This window comes from Pseudomonas sp. TREG-RG-20F-10-E-6-01 (assembly GCF_022662455.1).
Classification (GTDB): domain Bacteria; phylum Pseudomonadota; class Gammaproteobacteria; order Pseudomonadales; family Pseudomonadaceae; genus Aquipseudomonas.
On sequence record NZ_JAKNQP010000006.1, the window covers coordinates 62,886 to 83,214 of the forward strand.

The 20,329-nt window shown below is 63.2% G+C and carries 10 protein-coding genes and 1 pseudogene; 6 read left to right on the forward strand and 5 right to left on the reverse strand.

Features of this window, described 5'->3' with window-relative positions; genetic code table 11:
- The first annotated feature begins 26 nt into the window (after window positions 1-26).
- The gene (locus L8K08_RS18420) at window positions 27-962 is read left to right on the forward strand and encodes a pyridoxamine 5'-phosphate oxidase family protein (protein WP_242199240.1); all 936 of its coding nucleotides are present in this window, start codon (window positions 27-29) and stop codon (window positions 960-962) included.
- 38 nt (window positions 963-1,000) lie between these two features.
- A pseudogene (locus L8K08_RS18425) lies at window positions 1,001-1,480 on the forward strand (sorbosone dehydrogenase family protein); the annotation flags it as partial.
- A 42-nt stretch (window positions 1,481-1,522) separates the two neighbouring features.
- Here L8K08_RS18425 and L8K08_RS18430 read toward each other — a convergent pair.
- Both L8K08_RS18430 and L8K08_RS18435 read right to left on the reverse strand, forming a co-directional pair.
- Window positions 1,523-2,947, reverse strand: coding sequence for an efflux transporter outer membrane subunit (locus L8K08_RS18430; protein ID WP_242199242.1), 1,425 nt, complete (start codon window positions 2,945-2,947; stop codon window positions 1,523-1,525).
- Window positions 2,947-3,741, reverse strand: a complete 795-nt coding sequence (locus tag L8K08_RS18435; protein ID WP_242199244.1) for a helix-turn-helix transcriptional regulator — start codon at window positions 3,739-3,741, stop codon at window positions 2,947-2,949. The genes L8K08_RS18430 and L8K08_RS18435 overlap by 1 nt, the downstream gene beginning before the upstream one ends.
- Window positions 3,742-4,231: 490 nt before the next feature.
- Between L8K08_RS18435 and L8K08_RS18440 the strand changes: the two genes are divergently transcribed.
- Window positions 4,232-10,501: a non-ribosomal peptide synthetase gene (locus tag L8K08_RS18440; RefSeq protein WP_242199245.1), complete on the forward strand. Its 6,270-nt coding sequence runs from the start codon at window positions 4,232-4,234 to the stop codon at window positions 10,499-10,501.
- A 1,059-nt stretch (window positions 10,502-11,560) separates the two neighbouring features.
- Here L8K08_RS18440 and L8K08_RS18445 read toward each other — a convergent pair.
- The 3 genes from L8K08_RS18445 to L8K08_RS18455 all read right to left on the reverse strand — a co-directional run bounded on the left by L8K08_RS18445 (window position 11,561) and on the right by L8K08_RS18455 (window position 15,622).
- Window positions 11,561-13,078, reverse strand: coding sequence for a glycosyltransferase family 39 protein (locus L8K08_RS18445; protein WP_242199247.1), 1,518 nt, complete (start codon window positions 13,076-13,078; stop codon window positions 11,561-11,563).
- Between the two features lie 26 nt (window positions 13,079-13,104).
- Window positions 13,105-14,760: a lipid IV(A) 4-amino-4-deoxy-L-arabinosyltransferase gene (arnT, locus tag L8K08_RS18450; RefSeq protein WP_242199250.1), complete on the reverse strand. Its 1,656-nt coding sequence runs from the start codon at window positions 14,758-14,760 to the stop codon at window positions 13,105-13,107.
- Between the two features lie 187 nt (window positions 14,761-14,947).
- Entirely contained in the window at window positions 14,948-15,622 is a 675-nt protein-coding gene (locus L8K08_RS18455) for a histidine phosphatase family protein (RefSeq protein WP_242199521.1), read from the reverse strand.
- Window positions 15,623-15,899: 277 nt separating this feature from the next.
- On the opposite strand from L8K08_RS18455, the gene L8K08_RS18460 reads away from it, so the two are divergent.
- Genes L8K08_RS18460 through L8K08_RS18470 form a run of 3 tightly spaced genes read left to right on the forward strand, consistent with a single transcriptional unit; the run spans window position 15,900 to window position 20,086 of the window.
- The gene (locus L8K08_RS18460; protein WP_145163684.1) at window positions 15,900-16,568 is read left to right on the forward strand and encodes an ABC transporter ATP-binding protein; all 669 of its coding nucleotides are present in this window, start codon (window positions 15,900-15,902) and stop codon (window positions 16,566-16,568) included.
- Window position 16,569: 1 nt separating this feature from the next.
- Window positions 16,570-19,032 (forward strand): FtsX-like permease family protein, encoded by a 2,463-nt coding sequence (locus L8K08_RS18465; protein ID WP_242199251.1) that lies wholly within the window; start codon window positions 16,570-16,572, stop codon window positions 19,030-19,032.
- Window positions 19,022-20,086, forward strand: coding sequence for a lipocalin-like domain-containing protein (locus L8K08_RS18470; RefSeq protein ID WP_242199254.1), 1,065 nt, complete (start codon window positions 19,022-19,024; stop codon window positions 20,084-20,086). The genes L8K08_RS18465 and L8K08_RS18470 overlap by 11 nt, the downstream gene beginning before the upstream one ends.
- Window positions 20,087-20,329 lie beyond the last annotated feature (243 nt).

Below are 20,329 nucleotides of genomic sequence, written 5' to 3' on the forward strand. Positions count from 1 at the left end.
ACCCATCCAACACTGAGGTGTGCGCCATGAACCTGATCGAACCCTCCCCCTGGCATGCCGGCGAACGGCAGATGCAGCAAAGCGCCGGCGTTGCCGAGCGCATGGCAGTCGTGGGGCCCAAGGTGATCCGCGACCATTTGCCGGAGCAGCATCGGGATTTTTATCCGCTGTTGCCCTACTTGATGCTCGCGGTGGTGGATGCGCAAGGCATCCCTTGGGCGACGCTGCTCGAAGGCGCGCCGGGGTTTGCCCATTCACCCGACCCGCACACCTTGCAGATCGACAGCTTGCCGTCCAAGGGCGACCCGGCGCTGGCTGCGTTACACCGCGGTGCGTCCGTGGGCCTGCTGGGCATCGACCTCACAACCCGCCGCCGCAACCGCATGAACGGGCGCGTGGGCAGCCTTGGTCACGCTGGCTTTTCGGTCGAGGTGGTGCACACGTTCGGCAACTGCCCCAAGTACATTCAACAACGCCCGGTCGAGGGCATCGCGCGCCAACCCGGCACCTTGGTCGAGCCTCTGGACGGGCTGGATGACGCCGCGCAACACCTGATCCGCAACGCTGACACCTTCTTTGTCGCAAGCTACGTTGACGAGGAGGGCGCACGCTCGGTAGACGTCTCCCATCGCGGCGGCAACACCGGCTTCGTGCGCGTCGACGGCAATGTGCTGACCATTCCCGACTTCGCCGGCAATCTGTTCTTCAACACCTTGGGCAACCTGTCGGCCAACCCGGTGGCGGGGCTGTTGTTTATCGACTTCGAATCGGGCGACGTGCTGCAGATTGCCGGGCGCACCGCGCTGATCCTCAGCGGCCCCGAAGTGGCCATGTTCGACGGTGCGCAGCGTTTATGGACGCTGACCGTGGAGCATGCGGTACGGCGCCCGGCAGCGCTGGCGTTGCGCTGGCAGTTTGCCGAGTTCTCGCCGTTCAGCCTGGCGATGGGCCGTTGGCCGTGATTTGCAGCGCGGCCGGAGTGGTTGTCACAAGCCGGCCAAGCGCATGCTTCGGCATGGCGCTGGTGGGTGATGAGCTGTACATCGGCAACGCTGACGCGGTGGTCAAGGTGGCGTTACCTCGGGCCAGACCCACATAGACGCCACGCCGGTAAAGGTCACCGGGCTGCCGGCCGGGATCAACCATTACTGGACCAAAAACCTGCTGGCCAACCCGGACGGCACGCGGCTCTATGTGACGGTGGGCTCCAACAACAATGTCGGTGAAAACGGCCTCGACGCCGAAGAAGGCCGCGCCGCCATCTGGAAGCCTGGCTCCACCCAACTGTGGACAGTGGTCAACGAGCGTGACGAAATCGGCAGCCACCAGGTGCCCGATTACCAACGGCGTTCGCCGATGGCGTGTTTGTCGGTGAACAGGATTCGTGGAACCGCAACCCGTAGGCCGGTTACAAGGCGCGTTGCTGGTGGCAGACGATGTGGGCAACAAGGTGTGGCGGGTGGCACAGCGCACCCCTTGAACGCTGCACAAAGGATGTGGCTAGCCCACATCCAAACCCGCTTTATTTTGCCGTCGCCAGCACCGGCGTATCCCCCCACGCGCCACCCAGCGCCGTATACAGATTTACCTCCGCCACCAACTGTGCCAGCCGGTCGACAATCAGCGCTTGTTGCGAACTGAACAACGAGCGCTGTGCATCGAGAAACGTCAGGTTGCTGTCCACGCCGCTGCGGTAGCGGTGTTGGGCCAGGTCGTAATAGGCCTGGTTGGACGCTACGAAATCGCGTTGTGCATCCAGCTGGTCATTAAAGGTCTGGCGGGCGGCGAGGCCGTCGGCGACTTCCTGAAAAGCCGTCTGGATCGACTTTTCGTATTGGGCCACGGTGATGTCCTTTTGCAGTTTTGCGTAGTCGAGACTGGCGCGCAGGCTGCCGGCGTTGAAGATCGGCAGGTTGATCTGCGGCTGGAAGGTCCAGGTGCCCGAGCCGCCCTTGAACAACCCCGACAGCTGCGTGCTGGTGCTACCGGCGTTGGCCGTGAGGGTCACCGATGGAAAGAACGCCGCGCGCGCCGCGCCGATATTGGCGTTGGCGGCCTGCAACTGATATTCGGCCTGGAGGATATCCGGGCGCCGCTGCAGCAAGTCGGACGGCAACCCGGCGGGCACGCGCGCCACCAGCTCATCGGCGAGTGGCCGCGCGGGCAAACGCTCATCCACCGGCGCGCCCACCAGCAGGGCGAGGTTGTTCAGGTCCTGGGCAACCTGGCGTTCATAACGGGCCACGCTCGCGCGCGTGCTTTGCACTGCGGTGCGCGCTTGCACCACGTCCAGCGCCGAGGCCTTGCCCGCACTTTTGCTGCGGCTGGTGAGCTGCCAGCTGTGGTCGTCGGCTTCCAGGGTTTGCTGGGCCAGGGCCAGCAGTTCCTGGTCGGCGCGCCAGGTCAGGTACGCATTGGCGACGTTGGCCACCAGGCTCAACTGCGCGCTGCGTCGCGCCTCTTCGGTGCCCAGGTACGTGAGCATCGCCTGTTCGCTGAGGCTGCGCACACGGCCGAACAAATCCAGTTCATAAGCGCTGAGCCCCAACGTGGCGGAATAATTGGAAGTAATCGCAGACTTGCCGGTGCCGGTCACATCGCCCGGCAACTTTTGGCGTTTGCCGGCGGCTGTGGCGGATAGGGCCGGGAACAGGTCCGCACGCTGGATGCGGTACTGCGCCTGGAACGCCTCGACATTCAGCGCCGCAACGCGCAGGTCGCGGTTGTTGAGCAGCGCATTGGCGATCAACTGCTGCAAGGCCGGGTCGTGGAACACGTGCAGCCAGTCCTGGGTTATCGCCACCGTGCCCGAGTGCGCCAGGCGGTAAACCCCGCTTTGCGGGTACTGCGCAGGCACAGGCGGCGCTGGCCGCTGGTACTCGGGGATCAGCGAGCAACCGCCGAGCATCCAGGCCACGCCTAGCGTTGTGAGCATCCCTTTGTTCATCAGGCGCCAACCATCCATTTGGCCAGGCCATGCCGGCCACTGACGCCCAACTTGGCAGCGGCGCGTTTGAGGTAGGTTTCGATCGAGCTGTTTTTCACGCTGAGTTTTTCCGCCATTTGCGGCACGGTGCCGCCGGTCAACAGGCCCAGGCACACTTCCTGCTCACGCGCCGAGAGGGTGATATCGCTTAAGGACAAACGCTTGTAGAACTCGCGCTGCAGCTGCGACTGCTCCTGCGGGTTGTGCGCCGGCTCGATCTCGGTGTGCGGTGCCTGGCGCAGGATCTGCGCGTGCCGTTCCATCAACGGCAGCAGGGTGTCCGACAGGCATTTGAGAAACGACAACTGCGCCAGGGAAAACCCCGGCTGCGTCGGCGGGCGATAGAACGAAATCACGCAGCGTCGATTGCCCTGGCGCGACACCAGGTTGCACTGGTGTGAGCTGCCGCGTGGGTGCGCGCTGTTGGCCTTGGCCTTCATTTGAATCAGCAGCGGGTCTTGCATGCGCAGCATTTGCCGCAGCAGCGGGTGGTCCTTGATGGGGTGCAGCGTCTGCGGCGCAGACAGGTCATTTTTAACGCCGGCGCTGCCCAAGAGTTTGATCTCGCGCACGCTGTCGCGCAGCTCGTCGAGGGTCCATTCACTGAGGTCCACCAGATGAATCGGCACCCACTTGTCCACGAGGTGCAACATGTTGGCGGCGAAGTGCTGGTGGCCGCTGCTTGAAATCAACTCACCCATTTCGGCGTAGAAATGCGGGCTCTGTGTGTCGCCAATACTGCGGGTCAGACTCATAGCCATCTCATCCTTGATGTCGAAAACCGTCGACGGGGCGCCCTGGGTTTGTGAGGCGCGGTCCGTGCTCCTTGAACGTAATTCGGCGTTCGAGATTTTATTTAGCCATAGGGATTTGTCCTACGTATGCAGCGGAAACGAGGGACACAACCTGCCATAAAAACCACGTCATTAATTCGACGTTTCTGACAGCGCATTCCGCCCACGAAAAACCGCCTACGCTTTTTAGATTTAATTAACGTGCTGATTTATATGGAAAATATGTTTATTTAAAAGATTTTTTTAAGCATTGGTAGCGGTCACAAATAGCCAATTTCCTACAAGCGTTTAATCGATTCAGCAATGAACCCTCAGTCAAGGCCGTTTTGCGCCTTTGTGGTGTCCGGGTTTCGGGTGACAGACAGGCCCGAACCCCCATGCTCAAATCCGGCAATTTCGGCGAAATGGGCCCTCGCGCGGCCAGTGCCTGACCTCCCATGAGAAGGATCTTATGACGCATCTCACCCGCCAGCCGGCCAGCTTCCCCCTCACCGCTGCCCAACAAGACATTTGGCTCGACCAACTGCGTGTGGGCGACTCACCGCTGTACAACATCGGCGGCTATGTCGATTTCGCCGGGCCGGTGGTCCCCGAGTTGATCCAGCGCGCCGTCGAGCGGCTGGTGACCAAACACGATGCATTGCGCACCCAGCTGCATAGCGACGACCAGGGTCTGCCTCGGCAAATCTTCGTCCCTGCGATGGCCGTGGAAGTGGGCCAGTACGATTACTCTGCGCTGCCCGACCCGCAGGCCGCGACCCAGGCATTGATGCAGGCGCAAATGGCCCGCCCGTATGCCATGAGCGGTGAACCGTTGTTTCGTTTTTTCCTGGTCAAACTCGACGATGATCACTACCGCCTGGGAACCCAGGCTCACCACCTGATCCTCGACGGCTGGGGCTTTGGCCAGATGCTGCAATCCCTGGCGCGGCTGTACAGCGACCTGGAGCAAGGTCGGCAACCGGAGCCACTTGCGCCGTCCTATATCGACTTTATCGACACCGACCAGCGCTACCTGCAATCGGCGCGTTATGCCCGTGACCGTGCCTATTGGCTGGACAAATACCAGGTGCTGCCCGCGCCGCTGTTGACGCCTCGGCATAACGCGCAGGCGCCGAGCAATACGCTGGTGCAAGCGTTTCCGGTGGCGCTGCTCAACCGCATGGAACAAGTGGCCAACCGCTATCAGGCCTCGGCCTTTCATGTGTTGCTGGCGGCGATGTACGTGTATTTCACCCGCACCAGCCAACGCGAAGAGTGGGTAGTGGGGTTGCCGATTCTCAACCGCTCCAACGCGCGTTTTCGGTCTACCGTGGGTTTGTTCACCCAGGTGAGTGCGGTGCGTTTTCAGTTCAGCGAGCAATTGCCATTCAGCGCCTTGGTGCGTGGCATACGTGACCAGCTCAAGCAGGATTTCCGCCATCAACGCTTCCCCTTGAGCGAGATGAACCGTGAGCTGGGCCTGCGGCGTACAGATCGCGGCCAGTTGTTCGACCTGTCGGTGTCCTTCGAGCAGGACGACCACGACCTGCGTTACGGTCAGGTCCAGGCCCGCGCGGTCAAGGTTTCCAACCATCATGAGCCGCTGCCGATTGCCATCCACCTGCGCAGCAACCGTTACCAGGACACCGCGTGCCTGCACTGCGTTTACAACGAGGCGTATTTCCAGCACGACGACGTGAAAGCGATGGCGCAGCGCTTTACCTGGCTGCTGGAACAAGGCCTGGAAGACACCGCGCTGAGCGTGGGTGAGTTGTCGCTGGTCACGCCGGCCGAACAGGCCCAATTACTGCGTTGGAATGCCACCGCACAACCCGCCACCGAGCCGCAAACCCTGCACGCGCGCATAGAGGCGCAAGCCGCACGCACACCGCAGGCCATCGCGGCGGTGCACCAGGGCCAGCAGCTGACTTACGCCCAGCTCGATCAACAGGCCAATGCGCTGGCCTGGCAGTTGCTCGAACACGGTGTGCAGTTGGACGATCGCGTGGCGATTGTGGCCCGGCGTGGCCTGGACACCCTGGTGGGGTTGTTGGCGATCCTCAAATCCGGCGCCTGTTATGTCCCCGTGGACCCGGCCCATCCTGCCGAACGCCTGAACTACCTGTTGCACGACAGTGCGCCCGTGGCGGTGCTGACTCAGCAGGATTTGCTGCATCGCCTGCCTTTGCTGGACGTGCCGGTCATCCGCCTGGAGCACCCGGCCGTGCACCTGGGCGACAGTCCGCGGGTCGCCGTCACGCCTTCGAACCTGGCCTACGTGATTTACACCTCCGGCTCCACCGGGCAGCCCAAGGGCGTAATGGTCGAGCACCATACGGTGGCGAACCTGGTGGACTGGCATTGCCGGGCGTTCGACCTGCGCGCCGGCAGCCACACGGCCAGCGTGGCCGGCTTCGGGTTTGATGCGATGGCCTGGGAAGTCTGGCCCGCGCTGTGTGTGGGCGCGACGCTGCACTTGCCGCCGGCACAGGATGACGCGCAGGACATCGATGCGTTGCTCAACTGGTGGCGCGCGCAGCCGTTGCAGGTGTGCTTTTTGCCGACGCCGGTGGCCGAGTACGCCTTCAGTCAGCGCCTGGAACACCCTACATTGCGTACATTGCTGATCGGCGGCGACCGGCTGCGCTCGTTCAGCCGAACGCAGACTTTCGAGGTGATCAACAACTACGGGCCCACCGAAGCCACGGTGGTCGCCACCTCCGGGCGTGTCGAAGTGGGCCGGCCACTGCATATCGGCGCACCGGTCGCCAACGCCTGCGTTTACTTGCTTGATGAGCAGCAACGCGCGGTGCCCATCGGTGTGGCGGGGGAGTTGTACGTCGGCGGCAAGGGCGTGGCGCGCGGTTATCTCAACCGTCCGCAACTGACTGCCGAACGCTTTCTCGATGACCCCTTCAGCAACGGCCGGATGTACCGCACTGGCGACCTGGCCCGTTGGCTGCCCGACGGCAATCTCGAGTACCTGGGCCGCAATGACGATCAGGTGAAAATCCGCGGCGTGCGTATCGAGCTGGGGGAAATCGAATCCGCGCTGGCCACGCACCCGGCCGTGATGGAAGCCGCGGTGCTGTTCCGTGAGGGGCAACTGCTGGCGTGGTATGTCGAACGCGCCAGCGTCACTGTCGAATCGCTGCGCGCCCATTTGCAAGCGTCGCTGCCTGACTACATGCTGCCGGCGGCCTACGTGAAGCTGGAGGTTTTCCCGCTTACCGCCAACGGCAAGCTCGACCGCAAGGCTTTGCCGGCGCCCACACACGCGGCTTTCGTGACGCGGTTGTTTGAGGCGCCACGCGAGGGCGTGGAAACCACCCTGGCGCAGATCTGGACGCAATTGCTGCATGTGCAGCAGGTAGGGCGCCATGATCATTTCTTCGAGTTGGGCGGGCACTCGCTGCTGGCGGTGCAACTGGTGCAACGCATGCGCGATGCCGGGTTGCGCGCCGACGTGCAGGTGTTGTTCGGCCAACCCACCCTGGCAGCGTTGGCGGCGGCCAGTGCCGGCAGCGACAGACAGGTGCCGGCTAACCGCATCCCGTCGGGCTGCACGCACATCACGCCAGACATGCTCGCGCTGGCCGATCTGGATCAGCCCGGCATTGATCGCATCGTCGCCGGCATTCCTGGAGGGGCGGCCAATGTGCAGGAAATCTACCCGCTGGCGCCGTTGCAGGAAGGCTTGCTTTACCACCACCTCACCGACGAACGCGATCCCTATCAGCAACATGCGCTGTTCAGTTTCGCCAGTCGCGCGCAGCTCGACGCGTTTGCCCAGGCGTTGCAACAGGTGATCAACCGTCACGATATCCTGCGTACCAGCCTGGCTTGGGATGCCCTGGAACAGCCCATGCAAGTGGTGTGGCGCGACGCACAATTGCGGGTTCAACCCCTGCGCGAACAGCATCAGCCGCTGGACTTGCGCCAGGCGCCGCTGATGGCCCTGGATTACGCCGAAGAGCCGCATAACCGGCGCTGGGTGGCCAAGCTGCGTTTCCATCACTTGGTCAACGACGCCACCTCGACCACCGTGCTGGTGGACGAAATCCGCGCGCACCTGCTTGGGGAGCAGGCGCAACTGCCGGTGCCGGTGCCGTATCGCAATGTGGTCGCACAGACCCGGGCGCCGGAACGACAGGCCGCCCACGAGGCGTTCTTCGGCGAGCGCCTGGCGGATGTCGACGAGCCGACCCTGGCGTTCGGCTTGCAGGAGCGGCAGGCAGACCGCGCTGAAATCGAGGAGTCCGAACAGCCCCTCGGCGACGCGCTCAACCAACGCCTGCGGGCCCAGGCGCGTGCCCTTGGCGTCAGCGCTGCCAGCCTGTTTCATCTGGCTTGGGCGCATGTGCTCAGCCGTGTCGCGGGCCGCGATGACGTGGTGTTCGGCACCGTGCTGCTCGGCCGTTTGCAAGCCGGCGAGGGCGCCGATCGCGCGCTGGGCATGTTCATCAATACCTTGCCGTTGCGCGTGCGCCTGGCCGGGCAAACCGTGCTCGATGCGCTCAATGACACCCACACCCAGCTCAGCGCCTTGTTGGCCCATGAACAGGCCTCGCTCGCCTTGGCCCAGCGTTGCAGCAGTGCGTCGCCGCTGTTCAACAGCCTGCTCAACTACCGTCACACCGACGCTGACCCACGCCTGAACCTGGTGCCGGGCATTGCGTTGCTCAGCAGTGAAGACATCCTCAGTTACCCGTTGATGCTCACCGTTGACGACGTTGCCAGCGGCTTTCGGCTCAAGGCCAAGGCGCCGCGCAAGGTCGGCGCCCAGCGGCTGTTGGCATACCTCGACACGACCCTGCACGGCTTGGCCGACGCACTCGAACACGCACCGGCCACGCCATTGCGCACGGTGCCGGTGCTGCCTGCCAGCGAGCTGCACCGGCTGTTGGTGGACCTCAACGCCACCGAAACCGGCTACCCCGAAACCCTTACCGTGCAGGCGCTGTTTGAAGCCCACGCGCGGCACATTCCCCATGCCATCGCGGTACAGGCCGGCGAGCGGCAACTGACCTACCGCGAGCTCAATGAGCGCGCGAATCAGCTGGCCTTCCACCTGCGTGAACGCGGGGTTGAGCCGGATTCGCGGGTGGCGCTGTGTGTCGAGCGCGGGCTGGACCTGGTGGTGGGTTTGCTGGCGATTCTCAAGGCGGGCGGCGCCTATGTGCCACTCGACCCGGGCTATCCGCGCGAGCGCCTGGCCTACATGCTCAACGACAGCCAACCGGTGGCCCTGCTGGTGCACGCCGCCACCCGCGACTTGCCGGGCGCGGTGTCTGTCCCGGTGATCGACTTTGACCAGAACGCCTGGAGCCAGGCGCCCAGCGGCAATCCGTCGGTGCCCGGCTTGAGCGTCGCCAACCTGGCCTACGTGATGTACACCTCGGGTTCCACCGGCACGCCCAAAGGCGTGATGATCGAACATCGCGGCCTGGGCAACCTGATGCACTGGGGCTCCCGGCTGTGCCCGAATACCGAAGGCGGCGCGTTGCTGCAACGTGCGCCGTTCAGCTTCGACGGCTCGGTGTGGGAGTTGTTCTGGCCGCTGGCCAACGGCATGCGCCTGGTACTTGCGCGGCCCGACGGCCACCGTGAACCGGCTTATCTGGCGCAAGTGATTCGCGAGCAGCAGATCACGGTGATCAAGTTCGTGCCGGCGATGTTGCAGCAGTTTCTCGAGCTGGAAGAGTCGGCATTGTGCGCCAGCCTCACCGACGTGCTCTGCGGCGGTGGCGAACTCACCGAAGCCCTGGCCCGTGGCGTGCAAGCGCGCCTGCCCAAGGTGCGTTTGCATAACGTCTACGGGCCCACCGAAGCCACGGTGGACAGCAGCGCGTGGACGTTGGAACCCGGCGATCCGGTGCCGGCCGTGCAGTTGCCGATTGGCCGTGCGATCAACAACACGCGGCTGTATGTGCTGGACGAACACGATGCGCCGGTGCCGATGGGCGTCAGCGGCCAGCTGCATATCGGCGGCGTTGGCGTAGCGCGGGGTTATCTGGGGCTGGAGCAGATGACGGCCGAGCGCTTTATCGACAGCCCGTTCGTGGCGGGTGACCGGCTGTACCGCACGGGCGATCTGGTGCGTTACTTGCCGGACGGCAATCTGGAATTTCTGGGGCGCAATGACTTTCAGGTCAAGCTGCGCGGGGTGCGCCTGGAGCTGGGGGAGATCGAGTCACGCCTGGCGGCGCATCCGGCGTTGCGCGAAGTGGCGGTGCTGATTCGCGATGAGCGGCTGGTGGCCTACTTCACCCTGCGCGCTCAGGCGCCGAGCCTGGAGGCCTTGCGTGCCTACGTGCTGGAGCAATTGCCGGAGTACATGGTGCCGGCGGCTTTTGTGCAGCTTGAGGTATTGCCGCTTAATCCCGCCGGTAAGCTTGACCGCAAGGCGCTGCCTGAGCCGGGGCTGGAGGCGGTGGTCAGCCGTGCGTATGAAGCGCCGGTGGGTGAGGTGGAAACCTTGATGGCGGGGATTTGGGCGCAGGTCTTGAAGCTGGAGCGGGTAGGGCGGCATGACCATTTCTTCGAGCTGGGCGGGCATTCGTTGCTGGCGGTGAGTTTGGTGGCGCGTATGCGCAAGGCGGGGTTGGATGTGGATGCGCGGACGTTGTTCAGTCAGCCGACTTTGGCGCAGCTTGCAGCGTGCACTGCGACACGGGTGGAGTGTGTGGATGTTGTGCAGACGGCTATTCCGCAGCTTGGGCGGCGTCGGCGGATTTGAGGGGTTGGTTTTTTTTGGGGGGGAGTACATATCCGTTGCTGCGGTAACGGCTTCGTATGGTTCCGCTCTTACAGCGGGTCACTTTTGGCAAACGCCCCAAAAGTAACCAAAAGGTCTTTGCCCCACCACTCGGTGCCTCGCTTAGGCTCGGCATGCCCTTACTCCGGCTTGAATCCGTGGGCCGCCGCGACGGGCCATCCATGGCCCAACGCGGCTAACCCGGCGTCCTGCCGGGTTACCCACGGATTCAAGCCTGCGTTCGGCCAGCGTGGTTGACGGGGCCTGTCAGATCACACGCAAGATCAAAAGCAAAGCACGGCGGCCTAGTAGCCGACCTGAGTGGTAGAAGCAAAAGCGGATCAAAAGCACAGCGACACATGATCCATCTGATCCACTGAGATCCAAATGTGGGAGCGGGCTTGCCCGCGAATGCGGTGTGTCAGTGACACATAAGCTGACTGACCCACCGCATTCGCGAGCAAGCCCGCTCCCACAATTTGACCGAGTTCAACTGCCAGCACCGCACTGCTTTGCTTTTCTGTGGGAGCTGGCTTGCCTGCGATGCAGGCACCTCGGTCCATCAGGTACACCGGGTTGATGCCATCGCAGGCAAGCCAGCTCCCACATTTGATTGAGTTCAGGTTCGAGAATCAGGTCGGCTGTCAGGCCGCCGTGCTGTAGATCTTGATCTTGATCTTAGGCGCCCCGTTAAACCACGCTGGCCGAACGCAGGTTTTGGAGCGTGGGTAAACCGGCAGGACGCCGGTTTAGCCGTGTTGGGCCATGGATGGCCCATCGCGGCGGCCCACGCTCCAAAGCCTGCGTGAGGGCACACCGAGCCTAGGCGAGGTGCCGAGTGGTGGGGCAAGAGCCCTTTGGTTACTTTGGGGCTTTTCCAAAGTGACTCGCCGTAAGGGCGAAACCAACCTCAGCCATCACCCAATAACGGATATACACGCCAGCTCAGCCAACTCACTGACTCACCACCAAGCGCACCAAGCCCGTCGCCTGTCCATGTTCAACGCACAGCTGAAGACCCGCAACGCCTGAGTGGGCCTGTCAGCGTGGCACAGGAATAAACGCCACGCTGCCGCCCGAACGTTTCTGGAACAGCCGCTCGCCATTGTCCGGCTGCGTGGTGATCACCTGATGATCCGTGCCCAGGTAGGCCAACGGCGTCGGGTCTTCCTTTGAGTATTGCGCGACGATGATCGTGTGTTGCGGGTCGAACCCCTGGCCGCTGGTTTTTTCCAGCCAGGCCATCAGGGCGGCGCTGTCGCCCTGGCGTGGGAAGTCCTGGGTTTCACTCACGTAGTAAAACGGCTTGCCGCCGTTTTGCAGGTACATCGGCACCTTGTTGTCGACTTCCACCAGCACCATCTGCCACTGATTCCACGGCGCGCTTTTCACCGCCTGGGCGTGCACATCCTCGGCGAATCGGGTGACGCCGCCGTTGCCGGTGGTCCAGGGGTAGACCACGCCCAGCACCAGCAGCAATACGCCGGCGGTGATGCCAAAAGCCTTCTGCCAGCGCGGCCAACGGGCCGGTTGTTGCTGCAGGCGCTCACTCAGCCACCAGGCGGCCAGCAACTGGGCGAAAGGCACCAGGGGCAACACGTAATAGCTTCGGCGGCTGCCGCTGGCGGTAAAGAACACAAACAGCAGGCCCAGGCCCCACACCAGCCAGCGCACGTTGGGCGGCGTTTGGCGCCAATGGCGCAGCGCCAGCCACAGGCCAAGCAACCAGCACGGCGCCCAGGGCAGGGTGTAGGCGCGCAGGTAGATCAGGTAGGTATAGATCGGCCCCATGTGGTCGAAGGGGTCGAAAAAGCGCACCACGTTTTCCTTGAACACCAGTTCAAGGCCGCTCTCGCCATAGGTGGGGGCCCCGTAAAAGTGGGACAACACGAAGGGAATCGAATAGAACGCCGCCGCGATCAGCATGGCCAGCAGCAGGCGCAGGTTGAGGTGGCGCCGGTAGCGGTGTTCGCTAAGCAAGTGCGGCAACAGCACCAGGCCCGGCAACACGAAGCCGATCAAGCCTTTGAACAACGACGTTGCCGCCAGCAGCAGGAAAAATACCGTGTAGCGTCCCTGTCGCGTGTCATCCGGCCCACGCCAATACCACCAGACCGCCGACAGCACGCCACACACGGTCAGCACATCGGCTGTGGCCACGCGGGCCCAGAACAGAAAGTAGAAGGTGGTCGCCAGCATCCAGCCGGCAATCAGCCCGGTGCCTTTACGAAACAGGCGCTCGCCGATCAGGTAGACCAGCCAGATGCTCAGCCAGGCCGCGATCACGGACGACAGGCGCAGCGACCACGGGCCGAGCCCGCCCATCAGGTTGGCGCACGCGGTAATCAGCCAATAAGAGGGCAGCGGTTTGTCGTAATACGGTGCGCCCTTGAGGTAGGGGTCGAAGTAGTCACCGCTTTGCAGCATCTGCAGGGCGATGTTGGCCCAACGGGTCTCCGGCCCCCACAAATCGCGACTGCCCAGACCCAGCAGCAGGAGTAACGCCGAGACGCCCAGCAGCAGCACCAGCGCGCCGCGATCGGTTTTCCAGAAATTCATCGGCGGCTCTCACGGTGGGCATGACGTCAAGGAAGTTTGGGATAGATGATCAGCAGCATGGCGCCCTTGCGATAGCGCTGGCCTCCGGGTGGCAGTTGCCCTTCTTCGCGATGTTCACTGGTGCTTCTGACGCGCATCAATACGCCGACCGAGCCTTGTTGGCGGGCTTCGCTCAGCCAGGGCTGAACATTTTCAAAGCTGACTTTGCGGTGCACCGAATCTGCGTATTTGAGGCCATAGCGCAGCTCGCCCTCTGTGTCGTAGAACGCCACATCAGGGCGGCGCAAGCGCCAGGACAAAGCCGAGGCCGAACCCAGTTCATTGCTGATCAAAGCATGGGTTTGTTGCAGTTCATCCAGATGCTCAAGCACGAACTGGTCGGGCATTTCGGTATCGGTGATCTCTTGCGGCATGCCGGCAGGCAGCAGCGCCACCAGCACGCCGATGGCCAGCGCAGGCATGGCCCACAGCGTCAGCGGGCGGAAGGCTTGCAGCAGATTCGCCAGGATCCAGCCCAGCAACACGATGAAGGTCAGCGACAGGCTGTACATCTCGGCGTGGCTGTTGCTGTACAGCGGTTTGTCGATTTGCAGGTAAATCAGGGTCGCCATCGCGCCGAGGCCGATGGCGAAATTGAACAGGCCGTTGATGCGCAGGCTGCGCGTTTTGCCGCGGTTGATCAGGTCGATCAACGCATGCCCCATCAGCAACGCCAGCGGCAGCAGGCACGGCATGATGTAGGTCGGTAGCTTGCCGTTGCTCAGGCTGAAAAAACCCAGCGGCAGCAGCAGCCACAAGGCCAGAAAAATAATCGCCGGCTGGCCTTTGTCTTTCCAGGCGTTGACCACGGTCGCGGGCAACAGCGCCGCCCATGGCAGGCACGCCACCACCATGATCGGCAGGAAGAACCACCAGGCCCTGGCGTGCTGGGCATTGTTGGAGGAGAAGCGGCGGATGTGCTCGTGCCAGAAGAAGAAGCGCCAGTAGTCCGGCTCCTGCAGATGAATCGCCCACACCCACGGCAGGCACAGCACCACCGCCACCAGAACCGCCAGCGGGCCATAGCGCAACAGTTCACCCAGGCGTCGCTGCCAAAGCATGTACGGCACGGCGATCAGCACCGGCAACAGCCAGGCCAGAAAGCCCTTGGTCATGAACCCCATGGCGCAGGCCACGCCCAGCATTGCCCAGGCGCCGAGCCGGCCGCGTGGGGTACGGCTGTCGAGCGCGAACCAAAGTGCAACCAGGCTGAGGTTGACCCACAGGGTGAATTGCGGATCGAGGTTGGAGTAACCCGCTTGCCCCGCCACCAGCCCGAAGCTCATGTAGAGCAGGGCACAGGCGAAGCTCTTGCGCTGGTCGTTCCACAGGCGGCGGGCGATAAGGTACGCGAGCAGAACGCTCAGGCCCGTGGTCAAGGCCGAGGCAGTGCGCACCCCGAAGAGGTTTTCGCCAAACACCCACTGGCCGATGGCGATCAGCCAATAGCCGGCGGCAGGCTTTTCGAAGTAACGCACGCCCATGAAATGAGGCGCCACCCAGTTGCCGCTCAGCAGCATTTCCTGGCTGATCTGGGCGTAGCGGGTTTCATCCGGGATCCATAAACCGTGCAGGCCCAAGGGCAGCAGGTAGAACACGGCGAAGGCCAGCAACAATAGCGGCAGAGGTTTCAAACGGGTCATCAAAACGTCGCTCCTTGACGTTTAACGGTGGAGTACTGAGGCATGTAAGTAATAGTAGAAAGAGTCACTAAGTTCACTAAGTCACTGAAAATATTCATGACGTCCTGAAGTAACAGGCGCAGTTAAACATGCCAGAAGAGGGCTGTCGGTTTGCTGAACATACAGGTGGGTATATGTAAAAAAGTGTCTAGAGTTGTTTCAGGACGGCGGGCCACGCGGAGTTGTTCATGATGCCCAGGGTCTCGAATTTGCCGTTGGCCTTGACCCGAACGAACAGGGCACTGCCGTACTCGGGAAACGCTGCGCGCGGGTAACCCAGAGTCTTTTCGAAGTCGGCAATACAGCCGCTGTGGGTGACAAATACGAGGTTGCGTCCGGGCTGCTTGTGGCTGAGCAGTTCTTCGCCAATGGCCGCGCCGCAGATCGCCTGCTGCCCGGAGGTCAGCTCTGCATTGCCGAACATGAAGTGTGAGGTCTGGGCCGTGCGCAATGCTGGGCTGGCGAGCACGTCGCTGCCTTCCATGCCCAGTTTGAGGAAGGCCTTGCCCAGTTCCTGCGCGCGTTGGGTGCCGACGATTGTCAGGCCTTCGGGGCCGCCGAAACAGGGGTTTGTCGAGCGGTCGCAGCGCTCTTCATGGCGCACCAGCACGATCAGGTCACCATCGCGCCAGCTGGGCAGCACTTGCGAGCTCAGCAAGCGATTGCCCACGCTCAGGTCACGCGGTGATGAGGGCCACAGCAGGAAGCCGGCGAGCAGCAGCGCGATGACTGCAAGGCCCGCCCACCACTTTCGCAACCACTTGATATAGCCGCGGCGCGAGCGCGGTTTGGTCAGGGTAAGGTCAACCACATCATTCACCATGGGCACTGTACTGCACTGTTTTTATTGAAGTAGGCGCAACGCTTCGACGGATGCCCGAAGTTAAGCAAGAGGCTGTCATAGGGCTGCTGTCTTTTCGCTGAACATCCAGCGGTTAAAAGTGGCCACGGCCGGCAACTAACGAGTTGCCGGCCCTTGGCGTGTGGTGGGCAATTTAGTGGGGCGAGGGTAGGCGGGCGGTGAAATCAATGTGAAAAAATTGCGTGGGCGCGACTATGAGCCGTTATTCTCGTTTGCAGTCTTTCACGTGAGCGCTCTTATGTTGCAGGTGCACGGTGTCCTTAAAAGCTACGCCACCCCACAGGGCCCGCTGACGGTGTTGGCGGGCGTCGATTTGCACCTGGGCGAACGCAGTAGCCTTGCGCTGATGGGCGAGTCGGGCAGCGGCAAAAGCACGCTGCTGCATCTGGTGGCCGGGCTCGACCGCGTGGACGGCGGCAGCATCCAGGTTGGCACACAGCGCCTGGATCAACTGACCGAGGCGCAGCTGGCTCACTGGCGGCGCACCGAAATCGGCCTGGTGTTCCAGCAATTCAACCTGATCGGCAGTTTGCGCGTCGAGGACAACCTGGCGTTCCAGGCGCGGCTGGCAGGGCGCTTTGATCCGCAGTGGCAGGCACAGTTGGTGGAGCGCCTGGGGCTGGGCGACTTGCTCAAGCGCTACCCCGAGCAACTGTCCGGCGGCCAGCAGCAACGGGTGGCGGTGGGGCGCGCGCTGGCCTCGCGCCCCGGCTTGCTGCTGGCCGATGAGCCGACCGGCAATCTGGACGAAGCCACCAGCGATGAAGTGTTGCAGTTGCTGTTGGACCTGCTGCGTGACAGCGCCACCAGCCTGTTGATGGTCACCCACAGCCCGCGCATCGCAGCGCGCCTGGACCAGCAAGTGATACTGCATCGCGGCCGTGTCGTGCCCGCGGACGCGCGTTGAGATGAGCGTTTTTTATTGGACGTTGCGCGCACTGCTGAGCCATTGGCGGCGTCACCCGGTGCAGTTTTTTAGCGTGTTGACCGGCCTGTGGCTGGCCACCGCACTGTTGACCGGGGTGCAGGCGCTGAACAGCCAGGCGCGGGACAGTTATGCACGCGCCAGTCAATTGATCGGCGGTGAGCCGCAAGCCAGCCTCAGTGCGCCGGATGCTGCCAGCTTCCCCCAGGCGCTGTTTGCCGAGCTGCGCCGTGCCGGGTGGCCGGTATCACCCGTGGTGCAGGGCCGCTTGCAGCTCAAGGGGCATGAGGACCTGCGCCTGCAACTGATGGGCATCGACCCGCTGTCGTTGCCCGGCGGCGGCGCAGTGGCGGGGCAGCGGTTGAGCCAGGCGCAAATGATCGCGTTTTTCAACCCGCCGGGGCGTACCTGGATCGCACCGCAAACCCTGGCGGCCCTGGGGTTGCATGAGGGCGAGCAACCGCTGACCGCGAGCGGGCAAGCCTTGCCACCGTTGCAGGTTCAGCAGGACATGGCTCCGGGCCTGTTGCTGACCGATATCGGTTTTGCCCAACCGCTGCTGGGCATGCCGGGGCAACTGTCGCGCCTGCTGCTGGACAAGGCCTTTGCCGCCGGTCATCCCACGCCACCGGCTGCGCTGCAACTCAAGCAGGGTGAAGACAACAACCTCGCGCGCCTCACCGAAAGCTTTCACTTGAACCTCGACGCCCTGGGCTTTTTATCCTTTGTGGTGGGGCTGTTTATTGTCCACGCCGCGATCGGCCTGGCGCTGGAACAACGGCGCGGGTTATTGCGTACGTTGCGCGCCTGCGGGGTCAGCGCGCGCATGCTGATCCTCAGCCTGGGCGTCGAACTCGGCGTGTTGTCGTTGCTCGGCGGCGTGCTCGGTGTCGCCAGCGGGTATCTGTTGGCGAGCCTGCTGCTGCCGGATGTCGCCGCAAGTTTACGTGGGCTTTACGGCGCCGAGGTGCCGGGCCAGTTGAGCCTCAGCCCGTGGTGGTGGATGGCCGGGCTGGGCCTGAGCCTCGTCGGCGCGCTGCTGGCCGGCGGCAGCAGCCTGTGGCGGGCGGCGCGCTTGCCGCTGCTGGCACTGGCCAATGCCCAGGCCTGGCATGACGCGCACGCGCGCTGGTTGCGACGCCAGGGTTGGGTGGCGGCTACCGCGCTGGTCATCGCACTGCTGGCGCTAGGGTTGGGCGACAGCCTGGCGGCCGGTTTTGTGTTGATGGCCGCCTTGTTGCTGGGCGCGGCACTCGGTTTGCCGGTGGTGCTCAATGGGCTGCTGACGGCGGTGCTCGGGCGTAGCCGGTCTGTGCTCGGCCAGTGGTTTCTTGCCGACTGCCGCCAGCAGTTGCCAGCCTTGAGCCTGGCGCTGATGGCTTTGCTGCTGGCTCTGGCGGCGAATATCGGCGCGGGTTCCATGACCTCGGGCTTTCGCCAGACCTTCAATAACTGGTTGGAGCAGCGCCTAACGGCGGAGCTGTACCTCAACCCGCAAAACCCGGCTCAGGCCGAGCAACTCGCGACGTGGTTGGCGCAGCAACCCTTGGTGCAGGCGGTGCTACCGACCTGGCAGGTTGCCGTGCAACTGCAGGGCTGGCCGGCGGATGTGTTCGGCGTGGTCGACGACCCGACCTACCGCCAGCACTGGCCGTTGCTGGAGGCGGCAAGCACGCCTTGGGACCAGTTGCTGCGGGGCGACACGGTCATGCTCAGCGAACAATTGGCGAGGCGCTTGAAGGTGCAGTTGGGCGATGCCGTCGCGATTCCCACGCCTCAGGGTGTCTGGTCGCCCAAGGTGGTGGGGATTTACGCCGACTACGGCAACCCCAAAGGCCATCTGCTGGTCAATTCACACCACCTGCTGGCGCATTGGCCAACGCTGACACCGGCTCGCTTCAACCTGCGGGTGCAGCCGCAAAAGGTGCCACCGCTGGTGCGCGAGGTGCAGCGCACGTTTGCCCTGGATGACAGCCGCATCGTCGATCAGCAGCAACTCAAAGGCTGGTCGAGCCAGGTGTTTGAGCGCACTTTCGCCGCCACCGCCGCCTTGAACAGCCTGACCCTCGGCGTGGCCGGCGTGGCGCTGTTTATCAGCTTGCTCACCCAGAGCCAGAGCCGACTGGGCCAACTCGCGCCCCTGTGGGCGCTGGGCGTGACGCGTCGCCAATTGATGTTGCTCAACCTGGGCCAGACCTGGCTGTTGGCGGTGCTGACCCTGGTGCTGGCGTTGCCGCTGGGCCTGCTGCTGGCGTGGTGCCTGGACGCGGTGATCAACGTGCAGGCATTCGGCTGGCGCCTGCCATTGCAGGTGTTCCCGTGGCAGCTTGCTCAGTTGTTGGGGTTGGCGCTGCTGGCCACCTTGTTGGCCTCGGCCTGGCCGTTGTGGCAGTTGTACCGCAGTCGCCCGGCGGATTTGCTGAGGACGTTTGCCAATGAAGATTAAAGCGTGGTTGTGGGCCGCCTTGCTGTTGCTGGCCGCGTGCGACAAAGCCCCCGCGCCGCCGGAAAGCTTCGCCGGCCTGGGCAGCGATGCGGCGGACTTTGCTCAGGTGGTGCCCGGCAAGGTCTTCAGTTTTCCCGAGGACCACGGCCCCCATGACGGTTTTCGCATTGAATGGTGGTACGTCACCGCCAACCTCAAGGACGCCCAGGGCAATGTGTTCGGCGTGCAATGGACGCTGTTTCGCAACGCGTTGAAGGCGGGGCCGACGCAACCCGGCTGGCACGACTCCACGATCTGGCTCGGCCACGCCGCCGTGACCTCCGCCACTCACCATTACGCTGCCGAACGCTACGCGCGTGGCGGGATCGGCCAGGCCGGCGCACAGGCGGTGCCGTTCAACGCCTGGATCGACGACTGGAATTTCGCGACCCGCCCCGGCGCCGCAAGCCCTCTGGCGCAGATGCAACTCAAGGCCGGCGGCGCGCAATTTGCCTACGACCTGCACCTGACCTCCAGCCGCCCACTGGTGCTGCAAGGTGACAACGGCTACAGCCGCAAATCCGATCAGGGCCAGGCGTCGTACTATTACAGCCAGCCGTTTTTCAACGCGGCCGGCACTGTCAGCATCGACGGCATCACCTATCAGGTCAGCGGCCCGGCGTGGCTCGACCGTGAATGGAGCAGCCAACCACTGGCGGCCAGTCAGACCGGCTGGGACTGGTTTTCCCTGCACCTGGATCGCGGCGAGCAGTTGATGCTGTTTCGCGTTCGGCAAACAGACGGCGCGGGCTATCTCACCGGCACCTGGATTGATCAACAGGGCCGCACCGAGACGCTGCACAACGCCGATATCCAGCTCACGCCACTGACCACCACCGCAATCGACGGGCGCCACATTCCGACGCGCTGGTCACTGAAAATCCCCGGCAAGCACCTGGATATCACCCCCCAGGCCGTCAACTCGAAGGCCTGGATGAACCTGAGCATTCCGTACTGGGAAGGGCCGGTGCAGTTTGAGGGCGGGGTGGGGTATCTGGAAATGACGGGGTATTGACGCGCCTTTGTGCAGGCGCTTTTTCTCTGCCGGGTAGGCAAGTTCCCAATGTGAGTGCGCGCCCCTGGACTTGTGCCCGGGCCGTATTGGTGTGCCTGGTAAGCCGACGGCCTGTGTTGGATCGGTTCAAACCGAGCGTGAAAAAACCCGTAAAAATACTGTACATGCATACAGTCATGTTCTACATTCCATCCCAGGTGACCGGATGTCACCGATCACCTGAGCTTCAATTTTTTAACTATG

What these genes read in the sequence shown, in the direction of transcription:
- L8K08_RS18455 (WP_242199521.1), bottom strand. Translation starts at nt 15,622, where the DNA reads ATGGTGAATGATGTGGTTGACCTTACCCTGACCAAACCGCGCTCGCGC.
- L8K08_RS18445 (WP_242199247.1), bottom strand. Translation starts at nt 13,078, where the DNA reads ATGAATTTCTGGAAAACCGATCGCGGCGCGCTGGTGCTGCTGCTGGGC.
- L8K08_RS18435 (WP_242199244.1), bottom strand. Translation starts at nt 3,741, where the DNA reads ATGAGTCTGACCCGCAGTATTGGCGACACACAGAGCCCGCATTTCTAC.
- L8K08_RS18460 (WP_145163684.1), top strand. Translation starts at nt 15,900, where the DNA reads ATGTTGCAGGTGCACGGTGTCCTTAAAAGCTACGCCACCCCACAGGGC.
- arnT (WP_242199250.1), bottom strand. Translation starts at nt 14,760, where the DNA reads ATGACCCGTTTGAAACCTCTGCCGCTATTGTTGCTGGCCTTCGCCGTG.
- L8K08_RS18440 (WP_242199245.1), top strand. Translation starts at nt 4,232, where the DNA reads ATGACGCATCTCACCCGCCAGCCGGCCAGCTTCCCCCTCACCGCTGCC.
- L8K08_RS18430 (WP_242199242.1), bottom strand. Translation starts at nt 2,947, where the DNA reads ATGAACAAAGGGATGCTCACAACGCTAGGCGTGGCCTGGATGCTCGGC.
- L8K08_RS18420 (WP_242199240.1), top strand. Translation starts at nt 27, where the DNA reads ATGAACCTGATCGAACCCTCCCCCTGGCATGCCGGCGAACGGCAGATG.
- L8K08_RS18470 (WP_242199254.1), top strand. Translation starts at nt 19,022, where the DNA reads ATGAAGATTAAAGCGTGGTTGTGGGCCGCCTTGCTGTTGCTGGCCGCG.
- L8K08_RS18465 (WP_242199251.1), top strand. Translation starts at nt 16,570, where the DNA reads ATGAGCGTTTTTTATTGGACGTTGCGCGCACTGCTGAGCCATTGGCGG.